The organism is Parachryseolinea silvisoli, from assembly GCF_021190955.1.
Taxonomy (GTDB): Bacteria; Bacteroidota; Bacteroidia; order Cytophagales; family Cyclobacteriaceae; genus Ohtaekwangia; species Ohtaekwangia silvisoli.
The window spans coordinates 450,292-473,583 of record NZ_JAIOAO010000003.1 but is presented as its reverse complement, the minus strand read 5'-3'; the positions used below and the strand labels follow the sequence as shown (position 1 = coordinate 473,583).

Here is a 23,292-nt window from a genome sequence, read left to right as displayed (position 1 = left end):
AGGTCAAAGGGAGTACTTGCACCAGGAGGTGTTATACTGCAATCCGAGCCCTCGCCTACGAAAGTTAACCCGTAATAGGTCGCGCAGTTCGGATCGCCCTGATCCGTTTTACCATCGCCGTCATTATCGACGGTGTCGAAACATTCGCACCCGAGTTCCTTTCCATCATTGGCAACAGGTGCGCAGTAAGGATCCCCGCAATTCGCGTTCTTGCTACAGTCAATTTGAGCGAACGCAGATCCTCCCACAAGGATTAATAACACGCAAAAAGCAAATCTGAGCGATTGTACCTTTTCTTCTAAAAATATTTTGTGTGGTATGGCGTGCTTCATGCTAAATCTTACTTGATGATTAAAACTGACCCGGTGATCGGCTTTCGATCAGGGCAGGTCAGGATATAGAAGTATACACCATCGGGAAGAGCCCTTCCATTGTAAGTACCATCCCAACCGTTGATGTCGTATCCATCTTTGTCTAATAGTTTCACGCCCCGGTCATCGAAAACTTTCATGGTGCAACCCGGGACGCTTTCAATACCACGGATTTCCCAGCGGTCATTTCTTGCGTCCCCATTCGGAGAAAACATATTCGGCACGACAATATCCACTACGGAACAATCGGCAGAACGATCTATCACAACTTCGTTTGTTCCTGTACATTCATTAGTGTGTTGCACAACAACAGCATACAACCCGGGTTCGGTAATGTCAATAGTCGGCGATGTACCGATGCTCGTACTTCCCGAAAACCACTCGACCGAAGTAAAGATTCCGGTCAGCGACAACGTCACCGTATTGCCCGGGCAGAGGTCAGGGGCGCTTGCCGCAATTTCCGGTTTCTCCGAAGCCAGAACAGTCATGGTATTCGAAATCGCAGCGGTGCAGGCTGGTAGTCCGGTATACTGTATCGTAAGGGAAGGATCTTGTGCCGGTGAATCGGAATAGGTATGTGTCGGCGAGACGTCTGTGCTTGCTTCACCGTCACCAAAAGCCCAGGTGTAGGTCACGTCCGCCAGGTCGTCAACGGTAGAGGTATTGGTAAATAGAGTCGCTTCATGCAGGCACGGGGTGCTGAAGGTAAACCTGGCAACAGGCTTTTTCCGGATGACGACGGCGACCGGTGATGTTTCCTCCGAACACCCGCTAAAGGATATCCGCGCTTTATAGCTCCCGGCCGATGCCGGCGAGACATTTGTCAGCGTGAGTGTATTGGATATTTGCCCGCCAATGTCTGCGCCATCCTTCACCCACTGATAGGATCTGCTCGAAGCTGACGCAACCGACAGCGTGATATTCCCGCCTTCACACAACGGTTCCGAAGCATTGCTGCTGCTAATAACAAAGCTCCCGACGTCCGCCACGGTGGCCTCTTCCGTGTCCTCATCGCCGGTGCATCCGCCCATCTTCAATTGGACCGAATACATCCCAGCCTGTGCTGGTGTGATGGCCGGAATGACCAGTTGATTGTCGGTCTCCTCCACGGTAAAGCCGTTCGGGCCTTGCCAACGGTAAGTCGCACCCACTACCGCAGTGGCGGTAATGGTCAGGTCGCTGCCCGCACAGGCAAGCGGTATGGGGCCAATGATAGCATCGGGCGGGACGGCTCCTGTTCCGGAACCGACAACCAGTGGGCCAGACGTAATAGCGCAAGCGCCACTCTCTCCGACTGCCTTGACGGTATATGATCCCGCACTGGTAATGTATGCAAAAGGATCACCGCTGACTGGTTTTACGGTTACACCATCTTTCATCCATTCGAATGTGACGTTGGGTATGGGGATGGATTCGAGGCGAATGTTTTGCCCGGGGCAAATGGTAAGCGGGGGATCGTTCAAAATTACCGGGTAATGGCAGTTGCTGTTGCGCAGCATCGTGATGGTGTTGGAAGCGCCAATCCCCACGGCACTTGTAAACACAATGTCGGGCTTGGCATCACCGTCGAAGTCCGCTACTCTGCTAAACCACCCCTGTTTCAAAGGGATTGCAATAGTCGATGATGTAAACGTGGGTGTAGCAAAATTTCCGTTGTGCAGAAAAACCGAGATGTACGATGTTTGCCTGTTCTGAACAATGATATCGGTAAAACCGTCGCCGTTGATGTCTGCGCATTCCACACCAAAAGGTCCGGTGCCCGTCGCCGCTGGAATTTGGGAGGAAAATGCAACCGTTCCACCACTGGTCTGATTGAGAAGCAAGAATACCTGTCCACCAAAAACACTCGTAACGACAAGATCCAACTTACCGTCATCATTGAAGTCGGCGGAGTTTATGTCATTGATTGTACCGGCCACGCTAATGGATTGAGCCGCCGCAAAATTTACAGACGCCGTGCTCGTGTTCTTCAGGAAGAATAAATTAGCGCCCTGGTTTTGCGAAGCGATGATATCCGTCTTCCCGTCATTATCAAAGTCTTGCACCTCTAAGGCCAGTGTATTGGGGGCACCTGCAACGGCAAACTTCAGGGGCGTTGGATTGATGCTCAGAGCACCTCCAGCGCTTTGGTTTACGAATACATAAAGGTTACTGGAATTGGCGGAGTTGGCAACGATGATCTCAGGCTTACCATCGCCGTTCAGGTCATGGATGGAAACCTGGCGTGCCAGGTTTCCGATGTCCAGAAAGAGCTCGATCGCACTGGCAAAATCTGGTGTTGCTGCGCTGGTGTTCCGAAATATAAATATACTGTTAGCCGTCGCCCCGGCGCGTGACACGACCACGTCTGGCTTGCCATCCAGGTTTAGATCTCCGCACGCGATATGTTGCGTAGGTTGCGTGAGATTGAGCACCGGAAGATTGCTCTTGTCATATTTAGTATAGCTCACCGACCCGATGGCGCTCTTGTTGTGAAGCACAACCAGGTCGGTCCCGCCATCGTTGCGGGTTCCGATCAAATCAGGCTTGCCATCACTGTCGAGATCAGCAGAACAGAGATCAAATACCGAGGGTGTATTGGCAGAAAGATCAATAGACTGAAATTTCGCAGGATCGAAAGTGGTACCGCTAAAGGAAGATAAGAATTTCAGCGGCGACTTCGCCGAAAGGCGCGTCGTTAAATTAATAACCTCTACGTTGTGATACCGGGCTTGCGCTGGCACAGCGACCAGTACGGAAAACTCCGAAGCGCGCACGATCCGTCCTTTGACATGATCGAACCACACTTGCGACGCCGTTGCACTGAAGCCCGAACCCGTTATCAACACGGTATCCAGAGGATACGTGCGCATAGGTTCAATCTTCACAATTACCGGCTGCTGAGCCTTTACGGCAAAGAAGCCCGTAATGCACATACAGGCAAGGTAAAGGTGTTTCATTCTGGAAGGGTCTTTTAAAAACCGTGCATCACCATCGTTCTACTTCTTCATACCGACCGGTCTCAAATAGTAATTGACGATGTACTTTTTAGTATAAACAATGATTCCAAAAAATCGCAACAGTAAATCGCCATGAGTATCCGGCAACCTGAACAATGTAAGTGTCGACACTTTTGAGCGACTGGCCAGTTGCGGTGGCAAAGAAACATCTATGTGAATGTGAGTTATTTTAAAAGAAGTCACAAATTCCAGCTCACAAAAAATATTGCGCAACGCTTCTTTGCAAAGCAACCAATGATTTAGAGAAAGAAAAATTTTCGAATGGCATTTGATCCGCGTGCAAGGTAGAGGTTACCAATCGCTGTTCGAAGTAACTAATAAAGAGTTATGTTTGTCGATCAGATAGTCAGATGACATTTTTCAAATATACACTTATCAGCGTCGCATTCGTCTGCGCAATGAATGTTAACTATACACTCAAAGCACAGAATTTTTCGCTCGGATTGAAGGTTGGCCCACTGCTGTCCAGATCTGTAATCGCTGACAAATTCGATCGCAAAGATTTCTCACAACGGAACAAGCCCGGTTTCATGGGAGCCGGCCTGATCATATTTCCATTAAAGAATAACTATTCCTTTGAAACAGAGATCGGACTTTCCCAACGCGGGCGTAAGATCCTTTCGAATGCAGACACGTGGACTAATTCTGCTACGTACTATTATGCTGACGCGTCCATGCTGTTGAGAAAGTCTTTTCCATTACGAATAAGAAAAAATATCCCCACACAATGGTTCGTCAACCTGGGGCCTAACATCAGCTATTGGATCGGCGGCCACGGAAAGATCGGATCCGGTGGCCTTCAGTCCTATGATCTTGTTTTTGGCCCTATGCCACTGGAGCCACCTCAGCCCGACTTTGATAAGATGTATTTAACCAATGTAAATCGATGGCTGTTTGGCGTGAATATCGGAACTGGTTTTATCGCACCGCTAAGGCGATCGCACCGCCTGCTGACCGAGCTTCGCTTCACCTCGGGACATACCTTTTACGGTAAGCCCACCAGTGCAAGCTGGCGTACGCTCGGTTTCACAGACAATCTACGCGCAAACGAAAAGGTGGTCAGCCTCACCATTGCATACTTGTTCGATATCGATCTGAAAGAATCCAGGAAAGGAAAGAGTACGCAGGACAAAGACGTTCACCGAAAGCCAATCAAGAAAAAACATTAGCTTAGGGCAAAGATTTTGCCGTATAAGCAATGGATATGAAGGATTTTTTCAAGGATCTATTTAACTACAATTACTCCACCAATCAAAAATTGTGGGATGCCTTTCAGGCCAACGCCGGAAAGACGTCTGAAAGGGTATTGGCCCTGTATAGCCATATTGTAAATGCACACCAGATCTGGAACAATAGGATTGACAAGCGGCTTACCGCCTTCGGCGTTTGGGACTTGCACACCATCGAGGCATGCCGGGATATTGATCAGGCGAACTATGAACACACCCTCCAGATCCTGAACACGCTTGATCTGAATGCCACTGTCAATTTCACGATGAGGGGAAAGGCCTGCCACAAAAAGGCGTCGGACCTCCTATTTCATATCATTAATCATTCTACGTACCACCGGGCGCAAATTGCCACCGACTTCCGGCAAAGCGGAATCGATCCGTTGAATACGGATTTCATTCTGTATGAAAAGGGGTAACGAAACTATGATCGGGCAACGAACCAGGAAAGCAAAAAGAAGCGGTATTTTTAAAAAAAAACTGACACTGCGCGGAGTGCTAACGCGGCACCAAATCCTACCGCACAATTTCCAATCCGTCCCTGGAATGGATCTTCGGAAATGGCGCATGTGGCTCCGTCTGATACCAGAAGGCTACGGAGGAAATATCGTCTTGCAACGGCAGATAGCGCATGCCGCTGCGCCAGCCGAGCGCCTGAATCGTGATTTTCAAATTCTGATTGAAACGAACCGGATCGGTGATGTGCCACCGGTACATTCCGAACATCGTCTGAGATTTGAACGCGCCGTCCGGTTTGAACACATGGAAGCCCGCATACGGAGTTGAATAATCCTCATACTGCTGCCGGCCGTTAGCGTCCTTCACGGCAAACGCATACGAACCGCAAAAGTAGTCTTCCGTGCCTGTGCCGCAGATCGTGGGGTACTGCGTGTCACCATCCATATAGAACTTGATCTCCCCTTCTCCCCACCAGCCATTGCTGTTGCTCTGCCAGAGCATATACGTACCGACATAGTGTCCTTTACCTTTGATACCATCGACGATGGTATATACTTCCTTATAGGGCAACGGGTTCACCCGGCGGAACTGCGCGTGAAAATAGGCGGCGTCCTCGGGCACCGTTGTGCGCGTGTAGTCAATCTGATAGTACAGGATCATTTCTTCATCCGCTACGTTCTCCATTGTGATGCGGCATTTCTTCCGGAAGGGCATCACCCAGTAGCTGTTGAAGGCGCTACCGGGATTGACACACACCGCGAGCGATGTGACTGGCTTATATTCATACGCTGCGGCAAAGAAATCACCTACGGGCACCTCCACCGACGGTTCCTTCTCGTCGTCCCAGTACATGCGCAGAATGCTGTAGCGCCAGTTGCCGGTCGGTGTCATCCAGATATGCTGCAGAGCACCACCGCCGTCGATCTCGGCGATGGTATAGGTGGTATGCGCGGCGATGCGGATGAACGGGTTGATCTTCCATCCCGGACCGAGGTCTTTCGCGGGGCCCGAGGCAGTGCCTTCCTTCGCCATGCCGCCCTTGCCTTTTTCGCCGGTTGGATTCTCCGGGCTTATCGACCGCGTCTGCGCATCCGACAATCTGTAGAGGTTATCCATGTTTGTGCCGATGCCGTCAAAGCCTGCCTTTTGCGCGGAAGCCCTCACGGCCAGGAAGGCTGATATCAGTATGAGAAGTATCCGGAGTTTCATGCTATCCTGTGTGATTGATGGTTGACGCATACTTTACATTTTATATTTATACTTAACTTAAAATCTCGGTTGTCCCGTCTGAAATTTGTTATGGACGGTGATGCCCTCCCAGTCATCCGTGCGGAACGGTACTGCTGGAAGTCCCTCGGCGTTGCAAAGGTCCAGTTGGCCGGGGTTGTTGTCCCACGCGTAACGCACCGCGACGGGGTTTGTGACGTTGCTGCTGGTAACCTCCACCTTTCCGTTGACGATAATGCCCTGCGCCCAGTAAAACTTTCTGTCCTCGCCTGCCATCTGAAAACCACGCACGAAGCCGTACTTATCTTTTGTCATCAGGCCGCCGCCTGTATGGTCGTATTCCATAACCGCTTTGCTACCCGATACCTTCATGGAACGGAAGGTCGGCCCAGCACTTACAATGTCCTTGCTGTATACATTGCTCAGCGCACCGAGGGCTAACCGCTTGCCCACATCTTCCTTGTTCTTCGGGTGGATGTCGTTACCTTCGCCGATATCGATGGCCACGGCCATGGCGGTATTGGCCATGGTCAACACGGAGGCTTGCGCTTCCCTCAACTCGGCCCAGGCACTCGGCACCGGTAGCGGAGACTCGCCCATATAATTGGCAAGCTGTACAAAGAGAAAAGGAAGATTAGGCTGCTTCCACTTCGAGCGCCAGTCGTTGATCATCGTCGGAAAAAGCGTGCGGTATTCATACGCGCGGTCAGCATTGGCTTCTCCCTGGTACCAGATCACGCCTTTGATGGCCAGGTTGGTCAGCGGTGCGATGCTGCCGTTATACAATACGGCGGGAGAAGAAAAGGGGGTGGCGTTGGGCACGAGCACCTTGGGGAATTTAGCGGCGTCGATCGCCTGCCCTTTTCTGTACAACCAGTCTCCCTGTAAAATATTGTGCGCCCACATGGCGGCCGTGGTAAACCCGCCGATGCCGCCGACGTCGAACACGCGTACCACCAGTACGTTGCCTGTCGGCTTCAAGATGTCCACCGGCACATCGTACCCATGATGGTTGTAGTTGCCATAGTTCTCTCCCACTTTCATGCCATTCACCCAGGCGATGTCGTAATCGTCTACCTGCAGCAGCCCCACGTGAAAGGTTTTACCGGTATAGTTCGCGGGCAGGTCGAACGTTGTCCTGAACCACACGGCACCGTCGTGGTCGCGCAGGTCGGGCACGGCCTCCCACGTATTGCCGATGGCGTCGATAGGCTTCCATTCCGAAAGATCAGTATCTACTCTGAACCATTCTTCGGCGAGACCCGGCCCCTTGTAATAATACTTTTTATACCACGCGGGCTTCATCTTCTCGAAGTCGGCACGCATCGCAGCGAAGTTCTTGTTGCGTTTCAGTACCGGCGCGAGGTCGGCCCGGAACTGCTCGAACGAAAGAAGTGCTTCGTTGCTCATCCAGCTTTCAATACTGGTAGCCCCCAGGTTGTCACTGATCAGGCCGATGGGTACGTTCAGCTCCTGGTACAGTTTCTTTCCGAAGTGATAGGCTACGGCCGAAAAATATTTTATATTCTCCTGGGTTAACTTGTTCCAGCCGGTCCCGCCTTTAATATCTTCGGCAGGCAGGTAGTCGATGTCCACGTGCACCGTGAACAGGCGAACCTGCCCGTGTTTCAGGAAGGTGCTATCTTGCTCCTGGAAGCCCGTCTGGTCTATATTCCACTGCATATTAGATTGCCCGCCACAGATCCAAACATCGCCGATCAGAACGTCTGACAATAGGATAGCGTTTTTTCCTTCCACTCTCAGCTCGAAGGGTCCGCCTGCTTCCATGGCGGGTAGTGCGAGACTCCACTTGCCCAACTTATCTGCGACTGCAGTAGCCGATTGCATCGCCAAGGTAGCGCGAACCTTTTCTCCCGGCGAGGCCCACCCCCACACTTTAAGGGGCGCGTTCCGCTGAAGTACCATATGATCGCGAAAGATCGCCGGCAGCTTTACGCCGGCCTTGACCGTTAGATCAACGGCAAGAAGTGCAATCATACTACAAAGAACGACCAGGATCCTGAACGGCATAACGATGCTGCGCGTACGTTTCATTCGCTGTTATTTTTTGTCAAAGACTACTTTTATAAACCGGGGGTGATAGAAGTTCGGAGTCTTCTTCAATTGCTCCAGGAAGTTGAAGCTGTTGATGTTGTAACTGATGAGCAGCTCGCCCGGCTTCGAAAGCGCGGGATGTGCTTTGGCATTATAGGTATAGATATCTTTCTCCGTAAGCTCGGACGATGTATCCCAAATCACTTTTCGCCGTTCGAAAGGTCCGGCCGGCGAAGACCCGATCTGCATGCAAATCTGCGAAAAGATGCCGCCGAGCTGATAGATTAGCGCGTACTGGCCGTTGCCGATGGCCGAGACGCTCATCTCGTTTGAAACGCTGTCGGCCAGCCGAGCGGCCTCCTTCAGGTCCTTCGTCCATCCGTCGGAAGTCCTGAACTCCCAGGACGAGAACCTTGCCAGCGTCCCGGCTTTCGTCCGCGCCGCGACCAGGTCCTTCCCCGGTCCGCGAACGCCATAAATGTATAGATAGCCATCCGGATCGGGAGAACCTGCCGCCTCGGTATTGGCATAGATGCCCGCCCCGAACGCCGTGGCCGCCGGGTCATCGCTGGGCGAGACGAGCGGCAGGTCTATCTGCTTCGACTTCGAGAAATCTGTAGTATGCGGAGGACAGATCAGCAACGTTGTTCCTACCTGACGGAACGGGAACTTTGAACCGTCATTCGTATTCTGAATGAGGTATCCGAAGATATACAGGCTGTCTCCCGCTTCATGATCCACCACGCCGTCACCCAACCAGTAATAGTCGCCGGGCTGTGCCTTTGGTGTTGACGGCAGGAATACCGAGGTCGTGTCTTTCCCTACGATGAACTTCGCGTTGCCTTCCCGCGGCTCGTTCCCCGTCAGCAGCATCACCGAATTATTGATCATGGCCAGGCCGGGCGCCCCGGATTGGCTGGGATCGCCTGCCTCACCGAACATGGTGTCGCTGAAAACAAAGAGCACGGTATCGTCAGACGCAAGGCCATCATTCCCTTTCAGGGGAATGGAGAAGATGCCGTCAGCGCCGAACCACCCCTGCGAGCGCGTGAACAATGCTGTCCATTCCGGCGCGGCATGTACCGAATAGGTGGTTTCTTTCTGCTCTTCTTTCTTTTGCTGACAGGACGTCCCTACTCCGGCTACGGCCAGCGCAATCAACACACGATAAAAAGCGATCTGTTTCATCATACTCAATTTAACATTACTATTTAGGAGCTGCCACATATTTGTAAATAAACACTTCGTCGTTGCTCTCGCCGGCCCACGAAAGGTCAATATGGATCTCCAGCTCGAGCTTGTCGACGGTAAGTGTTTTCACCCGATAGGTATCGGTGACAAACACATCGGGGGTAAATATGCCGTGATATTTCATCTTGAACGTAGTCTCGTCCTCCGAAAGCTCCCAGGCGTCGTAGTCGTTGAATTCCTCCAGCTCGCATCCGCCAGCGTGGTTGGAGCCGTAGAATGAATCCATGAGCCCATCGGCATGGAACAGATAATAATTATCTTTTTCACACTCCAGGATGTCTTCTTTGTTCGCTTTGTTTACCCAGATCTTCGATGTGAACATCCACTTCCGGCGGGAAAGGTTTATGCGCGGCGCGGCGGCCACCGCCAGGGTGAGATCGCTTTTCACCACATCGCCGGATGCCGTCTCCGCGCGGAAGGCAAACCCGATCAACTGGTCAATGTCTTCTTCCCGGCCCTGGTACAGAAAGGTATATTCACCGCCCGATGAAAGCGCTGACGCGTCTACTGTAAGAACACCGTTGGTGCCATAGTCAGTGTCCTCGGCCAGGTTCACAGACTTCGTAATAGTCAGCGAGCGTACGTCCGAAGGGAGCTTTACCGTTACCACCGCTTCGTCACCTTCCTGCACCTGCGAGCGGTACTGGCCATACCCGGCGATCTTGATATTCTGTCCCGGAATGGTAAGCTCCAGGCCCAGCTTGTCTGCATTGGACTCATAATCGTCTTCGCACGAAAGGGCGCACGCGCACGCAGCCAGCATAAGATTCAGTAGATATTGACGATACTTTTTCATCGCTTTAGCATATAAGGTTGATACGGTCTAGTAATCGTTCTGAGGAAGGTTCGTATTCAGGTCGCGCTCCCGCTGAGGGATGGGAAACAGGTAATGCTTTGCCTGTGGCGTCACGCCCGGTTTGGCCAGGGGCACCAGTGCCTCCAGCTTTCCGGTGCGCACCAGGTCGAACCATCGGTGACCTTCTGCCGCCAGTTCCAGCCTGCGCTGCTCCAGTACTTCGTCACGGAACTGGTCTTTGGTAAGGCCCGAGACGTCGCCCAGATTCGCGCGGTGGCGCACCATGTTCAGGTGGGTATAGGCGTCGGTGGTAGGGCCGTTGTCCTCGTTCAGCGCCTCAGCATACATCAGCAGCACATCGGAATAGCGGATCACGGGAAAATCCTGCGCTGTTTTCGCGTTGGTGAACTCATCGGGATTCGTCACGTCCCAATACTTTCTGAAGTAATATTTATCGAACGGCACAGTGTAGCGCGTGCCGGCCACGGTCTCGTCGAACGCATTGAAAACGGTCACGGAGTCGCGCTTATCACCTGTAGGGTATGCGTCGGCCAGCGCCTGTGTCGGCACCTGCCATCCCAGGGTGTTATTGGTGATGCCCGCTTTCACCAGCGCATTGGGAAGCAGACGCGTGTGAAATTGTCCGCTTTCCCAAAAGATGATCTTGCCGCCCGCATCGCCGAAGCCCACGCTGAAGATCGCTTCCTTGCCGCCGCGGTGCTCGATCTTGAATACATCCACGTAGTCGTCCCACAGCGCATAGTTCTCAGAGGAGATCACTTCCAACGCCTTGGCGGCTGCCGCGCCATACTCCTGGCGGGTGAGGTATACTTTGGCCAGCAGCGCCTTGGCCGCGCCCTGAGTAGCCCTTCCCCTTCCCTCCGCCTGGTCTACCGGAAGCTCCTCCGCGTCGGTCAGATCGGCGATAATCTGAGTGTAGATGTCGTTCACTTCCGCCGCAGTGGGTTTGAGAGGTTCTTCTACCTTCAGCAGCAGGGGAATTTTTCCGAACATCCGTACAAGGTTAAAATACAGCAGGCCCCGAAGGAATTTCGCTTCGTTCACCAACCTCGTTCTCAGCGCGGTGTTCATGTCGATCGCCGGAATCTTCTCGATGGCAATGTTGGCCAGCGAGATGGCTTTGTAATGTTGCTTCCAGACATCGGTCACGATTCCATTCTGCGGTGAATAGGTGAAGTTCGAAAGCTGATCGGCATCGGTCATTCCCACCTGGTTGTTGAGCATCTCATCCGACGCCAACCCTACCGCGATCCAGAAGTTGCTGTGGTATACCCCGCCGAACGTATCACCGCTCTGTGAGTTCAGGTGCCCGTAAATGGCGTTCACGGCCGATACGGCGTCCTCCTCCGTTTTATAGAAGTTCGATACCGCCACGAAGTTTTGGGGATCTTCTTCCAGAAAATCCTTGCACGATGGGACCAGGAACGCCAGCAGCAGAAATATACTGGCGAGCTTTATGTTTCGTTTGATGAATTTCATATCAGAAAAGGGTTACTGTCTTATAAACCAATGTTTACTCCCACCACGTAGGTCTTCGTCATGGGGTAGCGTCCCTGGTCTACGCCGGGCATGGCTGTAGCGATGCCGTAGGAGCTTCCTTCGGGATCATAGCCGGTATACTTCGTGAACGTAGCCAGGTTGGTGGCGCTTACATAGACGCGTAAGGTCCGTACGTTGGCCCGGTCCAGTAGCGCCTGGGGAATGTTGTACCCCAGCGTAATGTTCTTGATGCGCACGTACGAGGCATCTTCCACATACGCCGACGAGAACGTGCCCACATCGACTGTGCGGTTAGCCAGTGCGCGCGGATAACGGTTGCTGGGGTGCTCCGGGGTCCAGCGGTTTAATCCCGCCTCCGCGGATATATTCTGCACCCCGCGGAAGTCCTCCAGCGCCAAAGCGTTGAAGTTCGCCATCTTGTTGCCCTGCGATCCCTGGATAAACACGCTCAGGCTGAAGTTGCCGTACGAGAGCGTGTTGTTGAACCCCCAGGTAAAATCCGGAAGCGCATTACCGAGAATGGTTCTGTCAAGCTCGTTGATGACCGTGTCGGGGGCGGAAAGATTCCGGTACTTCCTGTCGCCGGCGCGCGCACGAGTGAGCGCGTTGGCGGGAATGTTATGCTGTCCGTTGAGCACCGCCGAAGATTCTGCTTCTTCGTCTGTCTGGAAAATACCGTCGAATTGCAGACCGTAAAAAGTACCGAGGGGCTGACCCTCCCGCAGGATAAGGCCCGAGCCAAGGTTCACGTCTTTCCCTTCCTCCGCCAGCCGGGTAATCTTGTTGCTATACGTAGAAAAGTTGATGGATGAGCTCCATTTCAGCTTGCCGGTGGTGTTCACGGTGCGCAGGTCGATGTCTAGTCCCGTGTTCTTCAGGTCGCCGATGTTTAGCGTCGTAGCATCGAAGCCCGATGTGAACGGGATGGGCGTGCTCAGCAGCAGGTCATAGGTATACTTCTGATACAGATCGGCCGTGAGGGTGATCCGGTCGTTTAGGAACCCTGCGTCGATGCCGATGTCGAACTGGCGCGTGGTCTCCCACTTCAGGTCGGGGTTGCTATAGGCGGTAGGTTGGCTGCTGGAATAATAGTCGAGCGTCGCACCGTGGTTGAAGACGCCCTCGCCGTACACTCCGACAAGCGCGAGCGACTGGTACGAATCGATGGCCTGATTGCCGATGATACCGAGGGATGTTCTCAGCTTGAGCTCGGATATGAACTCCGCAGGCTTCATCCATTTTTCTTCCACGACCCTCCAGGCAAGGGCCGCCGACGGGAAGAACGCGTATTTGTTATTCGCGCCGAACTTCGAGGATCCATCTACCCGCCCGGTAAGGGTAACGAGATACTTGCTATTCAGCGCATACTGAACCCGCGCCAGGTAAGATTGCATGGACCACGTCGACTCGCCTACCTGGGGGGGTTGAGGTTCGGCTGCGCCGCGAAGGCTGTGGTACCCCAGGCGGGGATCAGAAATACCGAAGACATATCCGGTGAGCCGTTCGCTCTTGAATCCCTGCAGCGTATATCCCGCCATCGCCGCGATTGAGTGTTTATTGTTTATAGTCTTGTCAAACGTGATCGTATTCTCGTTCAGCCACGTCAGGGCTTCGAGCGTTGCAACACCGGCTTCCCCCTTGGAGCCTGCCGCCGATTTCAGGAAGTCCGGCGCGAACGTCCTGTCGCGGGACGAAATGCCGTCAATGCCAAACGTGCTCTTGAGCGTCAGCGACGGCAGGATTTTGTAGCGCGCCTCGACGTTGCCCAGTACGCGGTTAGCGGTGCTGTAGGCCTTGTGCTCCTTTGCTTCGGCCACGGGATTTCCGATCACGATGCCCCGGTCGTTCTCATAGGTATATTTACCGCGCACGGCAGGATCATACACCGGGAGGATGGGGTTCATGCCCAGCGCGCCGCCGATCACCCCCGGCGTAATCTGTTGCAGCCCGGTGTTCACCGAATTTCCCCGCGTATAGGCATACGCAATGTTGGCGCCGATGCTGAGTTTTTTAGTCACCTCGGTCGTAACGTTCGAGCGAAAATTATACCGCGAGAAGTCGGAGTTGATCACGATCCCCTGTTGGCCGAAATAACCTCCGGAAATGTTGAACGTGGTCTTTTCACTCCCGCCGGAAACACCGACCTGGTGACTCTGAATGGGCGCCGTGCGAAGCATTTCCTTCTGCCAGTCAGTGCCCTCGCCCAGCGTAGATGGGTTGACATATTCCGGCACCTGGCCACCGTTGATGCGCGCATCATTGACGAACTCGGCAAATTGCTGTGCGTTAAGCAGATCGATATATTTCGATGGTTCCTGCACGCCATAGTAGCTATCCACCGTCACAGCGCTCGTACCCTTCTTTCCGTGCTTGGTGGTGATCAGCACCACGCCGTTGGCGCCGCGCGCTCCGTATATAGCCGTAGCGGAAGCGTCTTTGAGGATCTCGATGGACTCGATGTCATTGGGGTTGATGGCGGCCAGCGGACCGATGCGCGGCGCGCTTCCAATGGTGCCATTGGTCACTTCCGCCGTGTTGCTGTTCACCAGCATGCCGTCGATGACATATAAAGGTTCATTTCCCGCGAGAACGGAACTGATCCCGCGGATGCGGATGGATGCTTCCGCTCCCGGTGCGCCTGACGTCTGCATGACCTGAACGCCCGCGGCCCGGCCTTGCAGCGCCTGGTCGAACGATGTAGTGGGTACGGCCGTGATCTCTTCTGCTTTCACCGATGCCACCGACCCGGTAAGGTCCGTTTTCTTTACCGTACCGTAACCGATCACCACCACTTCTGACAACGTCTCGAGCGACGGAGTCAGCGTAACGTTCACAGTGGTCTGCGTCCCCACAGTGACCTCTTCCGGCGAAAAACCAATGAAAGAAAAGACCAGCACAACGTCCGGACCGGCATTCAGGGTATAATTACCGTCGGCGTCCGAGACCGTACCGATGGTGGTGCCTTTCATCAACACACTGACACCCGGCAGCGGTTCACCCGACGATGCGATCACCTTTCCGCTCACGGCTCTCCCTTGAACCGTTCCCTCCGGAAACACTTCGAAGGAGACGCCCAACGCCATACTTAACAGTAGCAATAACCGATAAAAAATGCGGTAGAATTTTCTGTTCATAATTGATTGGTTAAGACTTTTATATTGCTTTCATAAAATGCGTTACGTTCGTTACTCTTCTGTTCCCCATGCCGTATTCGGTTTATCTCCCAGCCAGATTTCCAGTGCTCCACCTTTTGCATATTCCTCGTGCGTGAACCAGAAGCGTTGTTGCGGTTTGCCGTTCAGCGACGCGTGCTGTATATATATGTTCTCGGGGGCGTTGTTGTGCGTGGTGATCACGAACTGCTTCCCCATGTAGTACTTCGGATCGAGCCGGATGGTGATCCTGTCGAAGATCGGGCTCGTGATCTCGTAAGTGGGAACAGCCGATTCATTACCCTGCAGGCTGAACAGCCCCATGGCCATGAGCGCGCTCACCCCGCCCATCTGCCCTTGGTCTTCGTCATGCCCGCCGTAGCCGAGGTCGGGCGTGGTACCGCCGTACGCCTGCTCTTTTACTCGTCTCACCCACTGTTGCGTAAGCCAGGGCTTGCCCGCGTAGTTGAATACATGGGCATTGGAGCAACCGGGCTGGTTAGCGTAGCTCACATAGCCGTCGTTGTAGGCGAATACAAAATCGCTAGCGCTTGCCTTCTCGAAAGCATGGTTCAGCTTGTGGCACAGCGTATCGTTGCCTCCCATGAGCGCAGCAAGTCCTTTGATGTCATGCGATACACCCCACGTAGCCTGCCACGCATTCGCTTCCACCCACCCCTGTCCGCTCAGCGGGTTGTGATGCACAAAATTCCCGTTATCGCCTTTCGGAAACAGCAGCTTCTGCTGCGGGTCGTAACACTTCTTCCATCCCTGCGAACGGTTCATAAAGAAGGTATAGTCTTTCTTCCTGCCAAGGCGTAGCGCCATCTGGGCGATGGCCCAATCCTGAAAGGCCGCTTCTATGGTGATGCCTGCGTTGTTACGCCACCAGCCGTTCTTCGTATAGAAGTTGATGTCGTCCGCTGACCCGAGCATGCCGCCGGGAAGGTGGTTGCGCTTCAGAATTTCAAAAGCATGTTTCGGATCGGCTTTTGTGAGCATGCCCTTCATGTATGTGCTCACAATGAGGTTGGTGGTAGGGCAGCTCGTCATGATGTACGAATATCCGCCACCCGAAGGGCCGCGCGGTAGTAAGTAGCCATTGTCTGCATACTGCAGCATCGACGCAGACATCTCGTCCTGTATGCCGGGCCACGCCAGGCCCCACAGAATATTGAGGTTCCAGTGCGACAGCCAGAAGGCGTCTGAATTATACATGTTGTAGCGCAGACTACCATCGGCGTTTTTCGGCAGCGTTTTAACCTTGAAAACGGCATCGGTAAAAGTTCCTTCGCGCTTTCCCTGCGTACGGTCGGGATAATCGCCCGAGATGTCGTTGATCTTGTGCCGGCCCAGCAGCACGTGCCACAAGTCCGTATAGAATTTCACGCGCTGGTCCGTGCGGCCTCCCTGCACGTCTATTTTTCCGAGCCATTCGTTCCAAACCGCTTTAGATTCCTGGCGCACAGCGTCAAAATCCCAGCCCGCACATTCTTTCTGTAGATTATCTCGGGCGTTGTCGATGCTGGTATAGGAGATGCCGATCTTCATCTGCACGACCTCCCCTGCCTTTACTGTATAGGTCGCGGACAGCCCGAGACTGTCGCCCTGCAGTGTGGATACACCCTGGTGGTGTTTACTTCCCACCCACCCATTGAGCTGGTCGTACGGTTTGTCGAACTGCACCACAAAGAAAATCTTAACATCCCTGGGACCACCCCAGTAGCGGTCCACCGAGCTAAACGATCCTTCAAATTCCCTGTCGCTGTTCTTCTTCACCGACGCGTTGGCCATTGTGGTGCCACAGAGATACCCGCCCAGGTTTGTCAGCAATTGCGTCTGCCGATCGTCCGTAAACCTGAAGCGGTAGAAGCTAACACGTTCCGTTGCGGTCAGCTCCACCCACGTTCGTGGATCCTGCAGATATACCCGATGATAGCCGGGCTGAACAATTTCTTCCGCATGCGTGAAACGCGACTTCCACGCCTGTTCACCGCCGGAAGGGTTTACATCCTTGTTGGCCGGCATGATCTCCAGGCCCGAGAGCATCCAGCAGGCAACCTGGCCGAAACCGAGGATATGCCCCTCGTTATAGTTATAGCCGCCACCGCCCTGATTCTTGTTGCGGGTATGCGGTGCGGCGCCCGTCATCCCAAACGGGCGACCTCCGGTAATGAAAAAAAAGTAGCGGCCCCGGTTCGTTTCGATATAAGGATCCACCATCGATACATAGTCGGTAAATTGATCGGCAGAGGGAAAGACCTCGACCTCCGAGAACCCGAGGTCGCGGCCAGTGCCGTCTGTGACAACGATCTTAACCCATACAATTGTTCTGGTCTGGAACTCCACCGCTTTGCCCGTACCGTCGTCAGGGATCTGGTTCACCCAGAGTGTACTACCGTCACTGAAGAGCAGCTTGCAGGTGGCGATGTGGTTGCGTGATGTCACCCGGTCGTAGAGCACTATGCGGTTCACCCGTTGCGGAGACTTCCACTCCAGCTGAAGCCATGGAAACCGTACATACCCCCAGTCGGTGGTGTCGCCCTGGCAGGCCCACTCGCCCTGGCCGGCAATATGAATGATCCCGTCCGCCACATTAGCCGGCGTATAGGACTCTCCCAGATACGTCGATGCAGTAATGTTCGCCTGCGAAGCGATATTGTCGGGCCCCGCCCAGGCTTTTGCCGTAAAAAAGAAAAGGACAGTGATCGAACGAGTAATAAATTGGAAGTTTCTCATTATTAATAATGTTGTCAGGTGATGGACTTGCCTCCTTGCCAGGCCTTTAACAGTAACTGTATGATATATGTACCCAAGGAATCGTTCGCACGTCCGGGTGATAGTCTACGTGTCCGGCACGGATGGATCCGAAGTGGTCTTCCAATTTCACCTTCCCTTCTAGATTTCTATGAGCAATAATCTGGGCCCGCAATTGCCCGAATGCAGTTACGTATGATAGAGGAAGTATCAGCCGCGTCATGATTTAGTATTTAGCTACATAAATGTATGTATGTTCATACTTATTGCCAAGAACTTTTTCAATCGTTTGCGCTGATAGGTAGAAATAATTAAAAAATACTGGACTTACCTAAAACACAACAGGACATAGTAGATGGTATGTACTATACCAGACCCTTTCTAACGCTGCGCAGATGGCATTGCACCTTATTCGCTCTTCAATACTTCGGCGGGGTTACGTCGAGCGGCCCTCACGGTCTGCGACCCGATCATAATAAACGCGATCACCAATACCGCTAACACGCCAACGAGCAGCTCGGCAATTTGTACGGGTGTGTGATATGGGAAATTCGTGAGCACAAATTTTTCGAAGAAGATGTACGTTACCGGCAGAGCAATGAGCGCCGAGATGGACAAGAGCGACAAAAAACCACGGCTCAACAGGTATATAAGGCTGCCGGCGCTGGCCCCCATCACCTTTCGAACGCTAATCTCTTTCAGTCTTGTCTCGGTTGTGAATATCACCATTCCGAACAACCCCATCGATGCAATAGAAATGGCGAGAACTGAAAGAAAGCCAATGATTTTGATCTGAACCGAAAATTCACGGTATGCGTCTTCAATTTCTTCATTAAAAAATTTAGCCTGGAAAGGATGAACAGGATCGATTCTATTCCATGCAGACCCAATCTTGGCTATGGTTGTCGGCATATCGGTGCTGTTTATTTTCGCATTAATGATCGCCCGGTCGTTAGGCGTCCAGAACATAAATGCCACTGGCTCGATGAGGTTATCAAGCTTGCCATAGTGAAAGTCTTTCATTACTCCAACAATGGTCATCTTGCGATGACGTACCTTGAAACTGCTGAAAGTGATCTCCTCTCCGATGGCTTTCTCAGGGTCGTTGTTGCCGATGTTAAATCGTCTTAGGAATTGCTCATTCACAACAACTTCCGTAGCAGCTTCTGCTGTAGTAGGTCGCGTAATGAAATTCCCCCCGGCGGCGAGCTCATGTTGATGCACGGATAGGTAGTTTTCGTCCACAAGGTTAGTCAAGACCAGTACAGAGTCCCGGGAATCTTTGTATTTCATAAATCCACCCCACGCGTTCCCAACACTGGTGACTATCAATGAGCGGGATAGCCCAGTTACTTCTGGCATCTCGCTAAGTTCTTTAAGAAGCGCATCGGGCTTATTACCCTGCATATCAATATTCAGAATGTTCTCCGTGTTGAACCCCAGGTCGAATGCAAGAATATCTTTGTACTGCACATAACCGACCGTGGTGGTCGTTATAAAGATTAGCGTCGCTGTATATTGGATCACCACCAGCACCCGTCTAAGTGCAAGGTGTTTAAATACTTTTACCGATGACACATTCCGGAGCGCGCTAATAGTGCTGACTTTCGAAAAGAGCATGGCAGGCATGAAGCCGGCAATTCCCCCAACAATGACCGAAAATATAATAAAGGCTATAACCATCAGAGGAGTGACTTCGAGCTTCACCATGCGCTGCAACTCCGGCGCTATGTTTATCAGCTCTTGCCGCAATCCGAGAAATAATAAGTATGAAAAAAGAAGGGCTATCAGGGAGATCATAATCGATTCTGCCAGGAACTGCTGCTGTACCTGGCCTTTTTTTGCACCGATAGCTTTCCGAAGACCTACTTCCTTAAAACGTCGCATGGCGCGTGCCATCGAAAGATTCGTATAGTTGAAACACGCAGACAATATGACTATGACTGCAAGCCCTCCGAGTATCCAAAGTACACGCGGAGACATGTGTACGCCAATAGATCCGGGACCTCCCTCGGATGCGTGGAATTCCTCCCCGACGACAGTTTCATAGAGAGGAAGCAATTCGAGCTGGATCGTATTCGTCTCTTCCGTGAGATTTTGGATTTTCGCAATCGCGTTGAGCTGCGACTGGATTGAAGTCATGTCGGCATTTTCCTGCCGCAGGAGGTACACGTAGTTCGACGACATATCCGTCCACGCCTGAAGACTCCTGTCGTTTATACTTTCCTGTTCAAGTGTTGAGAAGGACACCAATGCTTCGAAGGTGATGTGTGAAAAGAAGGGCACGTCTTTCAGTATGCCCGTCACCTGGTAATCAAGTGTATCAAATTTGACGGATTTGCCGAGCGCTGTTTGGTTGCCGAATAGTTTCTTCGCTGCCGTTTCTGTAAGAACAATCGAGTACGGATCTTTCAGCGCCGTGTCGGGATTTCCCTCCAGCATTGGAAACGTGAAGATCTTGAGCAGCGATGGCTCTGCCCAATAGCCTTTTATCGGCAGGATATTTTTGCCGACAATCGCATCTTTCGAAAAGTCGTAGCGTAGAATCGCGACCTCTTCAATGCCAGTTACCTGGTCACGGATAAGCTTTCCAGCCTTTATCGATGTCGAAGCATATTTGGTACCTCGTGCACCATTCGATGTAAGTATGCTGGAGACGCGATAAATCCTCTCTCCATTTTCATTAAACCTGTCATACGACTGCAGGTCGAGAACGAAGGCGATTAGCAGTACTCCGACGGACATGCTGATAGAAAGGCCAGCAATATTGATGGCCGAAAACAGCTTGTTGCGCATGACGTTGCGCGACGATGTTTTGAGGTAACTTCCGATCATGATCCCGTTAATTAAAGGCTTACAGTTTGGCGCACGTACTGTATAAATTCTAACGAACTTAAAATCATCAATAATGGCAACTTTGCCCAGATCGATTACTAGTCAGCGTCCACCATAGCATCTTCCCAATCGATATCATACGACTGTGTTATTTACTGAGCGCCGTGTTGAAGCGCTGCCAGCTCCTCAAATTCATCTTTAAGTTTAACACTTAGACGCTCAAAAATCTGAAAGTATCGGTTATAGGTCGCATGATCCTCTTCACGAGGCATAATCGTATGCTGGTAATCGGTACTCCCTGCAGCTTTCTCGAAATCAGGGTAAATTCCCATATCGATCGCACTTAACAAAAAAGCGCCACGACTCGCACTATTTAAGTTCTTCACCATATTAATAGGTTTATTAAAAATATCAGCCATTAGTTGCGCACAAAAAGGGATTGTGGCAAAGCTACCATTTATAGACAGGCTGTTGATGGTGCGATGCTCTTGTAAAATTTTTCCGATACTATACACCTCATACAAAATACCCTCAATCGTAGCCCGTATAAAATGCTGCCGCTCATGTTTTATATTCAGACCAAAATATGATCCGCGGGCATTTGCATTCCAGATCGGGGCGCGTTCACCAAGAAGATAAGGCAAGAATAACAGACCATTTGACCCTGCGCGCACACGCGATGCCTCATGAATCAGATTTTCCATGATTTGTTCAGTGTCGAATGGAACGCGAAAATCACCAAACTGTCGGGCAAACCACTCAAAGACCACTCCGCCATTATTTGTCGGGCCACCGGACACATAATAGTTTTCTGCCAGAAGATAATTAAAGAACCGTCGCCTATCGTCGCGCAGAACGTGATTTCCAACAATACGAACAGCACCACTGTCTTCTATGGTAACCACGGCTTTATCTTCGCGCCATACACCCGCGCCCAGGGTTGCCATGCAACCGTCGCTTGAGCCGACCATAACCCGTGTGTTCGCACCCAGACCTAGTGATTTTTGATACTCTTTCCGCAGCTTACCCGGGTTACCGAATACTGGCATCAATTCCGGCAACTGCCCGGAATGAATGCCAGCAAATTCAAGTGCCTTCGATTCCCACTGCACAGTGTGAATATTCAGTAACCCGGTGGCGGAAGCCAGACTGTGGTCAATCACGTATTCCCCGGTAAGTTGCTGAAGAATATAGCTCTTTATCGAAAGAAATTTAGAGGTATGCGCAAATCTATCTTTGTCATTGTTTTTTAGCCACGCTATTTTTACCAAGGGAGACATGGGGTGAATAGGTGTTCCTGTGGCATGGTACAGCACTTTTCCTAAATCGGAATCTTTTAACTCATCCGCCTCTCTTTTACCCCGATTATCTGCCCACGTAATAACGTTCCCGAGAGGAGCACCTTGTTTATCGATGGCGAGAACGCTATGCATGGAGGCTATAAAACATATCGATTGAACGGCGTACCGTTGAGGTTGTAGGTTCTCAGTAATCAAATTTTTCAGCACGTACAACATCGTGATAAAAATCTGCTCAGGGTCTTGCTCGCTATAGTCTGGCTGAATGTGAAATGTCGGGTAGGAGCCTTTGGCCGACGCCACCACATTTCCGTTCAAATCGAAGGCAAAGACACGTACCGCGTTTGTTCCAAGCTCTATTGTAATTACACATTCCATTTCGATGTATATTTATTTCCCTATTTCTTCTTCCTGAATTCCATGGGCGTATAGCCCGTAAGCTTCTTAAACGTCGTTGAAAAATGCTGAGACGAATAAAACCCTGTTTCTAACGCAATCTCCGTTACATTGATCTCTGGTTTCTTCAACAGCTTGATGGCCTCTGAAATACGAATGTTGATCAGATAATTCAACGGAGAGAATCCGGTGAAGACCTTCACTTTCTCCGAAAAAGCAGTCGTTCCGAGACCGATCAGCGCGGCCATCTCTTCCACGGTCCATTGGTGCCCCAGGTTCTGCCGCAACGCTTCCTCCATCTTTGTAAACATCTCTGGAAAATCCCGCCGCAGGTTGGTCTGACGACCTGACTGTCGCGCAATAAAAATCAAGAGCTCGTCAATGAGGTGATTAACCCGCGTGGTGTAACCAATCTCCCGTTGAAACAATTCGTCTTTGATTGCCTGAAGAATGATGAAGGCTTCCTTCACCTTTGACAGGACGACAATATTGTTCAGTTGCAGAATCTTACTAATCGTAACACTATCACTTTCCGACAGTCCGCTCCAGTCGCCCAAAACCATTCTTCGACTATTATCAGCGTGTTTTACTTCTATGCTTATCCAACAAAAGGTGCCGATATCAACAAATCCCCTGCTTCCGCCAAAGGACTGGCCGGGCAGAATGATCGCGAGGTCTCCCGGATACAGAATATGAGACCGATCATGGATGAACCATTCAAACTTCCCGTCCAGAATATAATAGATACGAATATTGTCGGTGGTCGTAGAACAAAGTGAATTGAGCTGTACACTGGTATTCTTTCGAATACCGATCTCCCGGATATGACCAAAACCATCTAATTCCTGTGACGCGCCTTGATTTAAAAGAAACTGGTTCATGGTAAAATTAAATCGACAATATCAAAGCATCAGTATTGCTTTAACGCGGAGCTGCAAACCCACAT

At 51.7% G+C, this 23,292-nt stretch carries 13 protein-coding genes; 2 read left to right on the top strand and 11 right to left on the bottom strand.

Annotated elements, in window-relative coordinates; genetic code table 11:
* Positions 1-340: 340 nt before the first annotated feature.
* The gene (locus tag K7P01_RS19195; protein ID WP_267296046.1) at positions 341-3,310 is read right to left on the bottom strand and encodes an FG-GAP-like repeat-containing protein; all 2,970 of its coding nucleotides are present in this window, start codon (positions 3,308-3,310) and stop codon (positions 341-343) included.
* Between the two features lie 458 nt (positions 3,311-3,768).
* Here K7P01_RS19195 and K7P01_RS19190 point away from each other — a divergent pair, with 458 nt between their 5' ends.
* Together K7P01_RS19190 and K7P01_RS19185 are read left to right on the top strand one after the other, a co-directional pair.
* On the top strand, positions 3,769-4,539 hold the full coding sequence (locus tag K7P01_RS19190; protein ID WP_267296044.1) for a PorT family protein: 771 nt from the start codon (positions 3,769-3,771) through the stop codon (positions 4,537-4,539).
* A gap of 35 nt (positions 4,540-4,574) precedes the next feature.
* Positions 4,575-5,018 (top strand): DinB family protein, encoded by a 444-nt coding sequence (locus tag K7P01_RS19185; RefSeq protein WP_267296042.1) that lies wholly within the window; start codon positions 4,575-4,577, stop codon positions 5,016-5,018.
* 97 nt (positions 5,019-5,115) lie between these two features.
* Here K7P01_RS19185 and K7P01_RS19180 read toward each other — a convergent pair whose 3' ends face one another.
* From K7P01_RS19180 to K7P01_RS19135, 10 genes are all read right to left on the bottom strand, one after another.
* Positions 5,116-6,297, bottom strand: coding sequence for a glycoside hydrolase family 172 protein (locus tag K7P01_RS19180; RefSeq protein ID WP_267296040.1), 1,182 nt, complete (start codon positions 6,295-6,297; stop codon positions 5,116-5,118).
* A gap of 27 nt (positions 6,298-6,324) precedes the next feature.
* On the bottom strand, positions 6,325-8,340 hold the full coding sequence (locus tag K7P01_RS19175; RefSeq protein WP_267296038.1) for a sialate O-acetylesterase: 2,016 nt from the start codon (positions 8,338-8,340) through the stop codon (positions 6,325-6,327).
* 6 nt (positions 8,341-8,346) lie between these two features.
* Entirely contained in the window at positions 8,347-9,531 is a 1,185-nt protein-coding gene (locus tag K7P01_RS19170) for a DUF4185 domain-containing protein (protein ID WP_267296036.1), read from the bottom strand.
* 16 nt (positions 9,532-9,547) lie between these two features.
* Positions 9,548-10,387: a hypothetical protein gene (locus K7P01_RS19165; RefSeq protein WP_267296034.1), complete on the bottom strand. Its 840-nt coding sequence runs from the start codon at positions 10,385-10,387 to the stop codon at positions 9,548-9,550.
* A gap of 27 nt (positions 10,388-10,414) precedes the next feature.
* Positions 10,415-11,887 carry a RagB/SusD family nutrient uptake outer membrane protein gene (locus K7P01_RS19160; protein WP_267296032.1) on the bottom strand — a complete coding sequence of 491 codons (1,473 nt, stop codon included), beginning with the start codon at positions 11,885-11,887 and terminating at the stop codon, positions 10,415-10,417.
* A gap of 20 nt (positions 11,888-11,907) precedes the next feature.
* Positions 11,908-15,042, bottom strand: coding sequence for a SusC/RagA family TonB-linked outer membrane protein (locus K7P01_RS19155; RefSeq protein WP_267296030.1), 3,135 nt, complete (start codon positions 15,040-15,042; stop codon positions 11,908-11,910).
* 51 nt (positions 15,043-15,093) lie between these two features.
* On the bottom strand, positions 15,094-17,799 hold the full coding sequence (locus tag K7P01_RS19150; protein ID WP_267296028.1) for a GH92 family glycosyl hydrolase: 2,706 nt from the start codon (positions 17,797-17,799) through the stop codon (positions 15,094-15,096).
* A 426-nt stretch (positions 17,800-18,225) separates the two neighbouring features.
* Complete coding sequence (locus K7P01_RS19145; RefSeq protein WP_267296026.1) at positions 18,226-20,652, bottom strand: ABC transporter permease; 2,427 nt, start codon at positions 20,650-20,652, stop codon at positions 18,226-18,228.
* 152 nt (positions 20,653-20,804) lie between these two features.
* Positions 20,805-22,328, bottom strand: a complete 1,524-nt coding sequence (locus tag K7P01_RS19140) for a gluconokinase (protein WP_267296024.1) — start codon at positions 22,326-22,328, stop codon at positions 20,805-20,807.
* Positions 22,329-22,348: 20 nt separating this feature from the next.
* Entirely contained in the window at positions 22,349-23,227 is an 879-nt protein-coding gene (locus K7P01_RS19135) for a helix-turn-helix transcriptional regulator (RefSeq protein WP_267296022.1), read from the bottom strand.
* Positions 23,228-23,292: the final 65 nt, after the last annotated feature.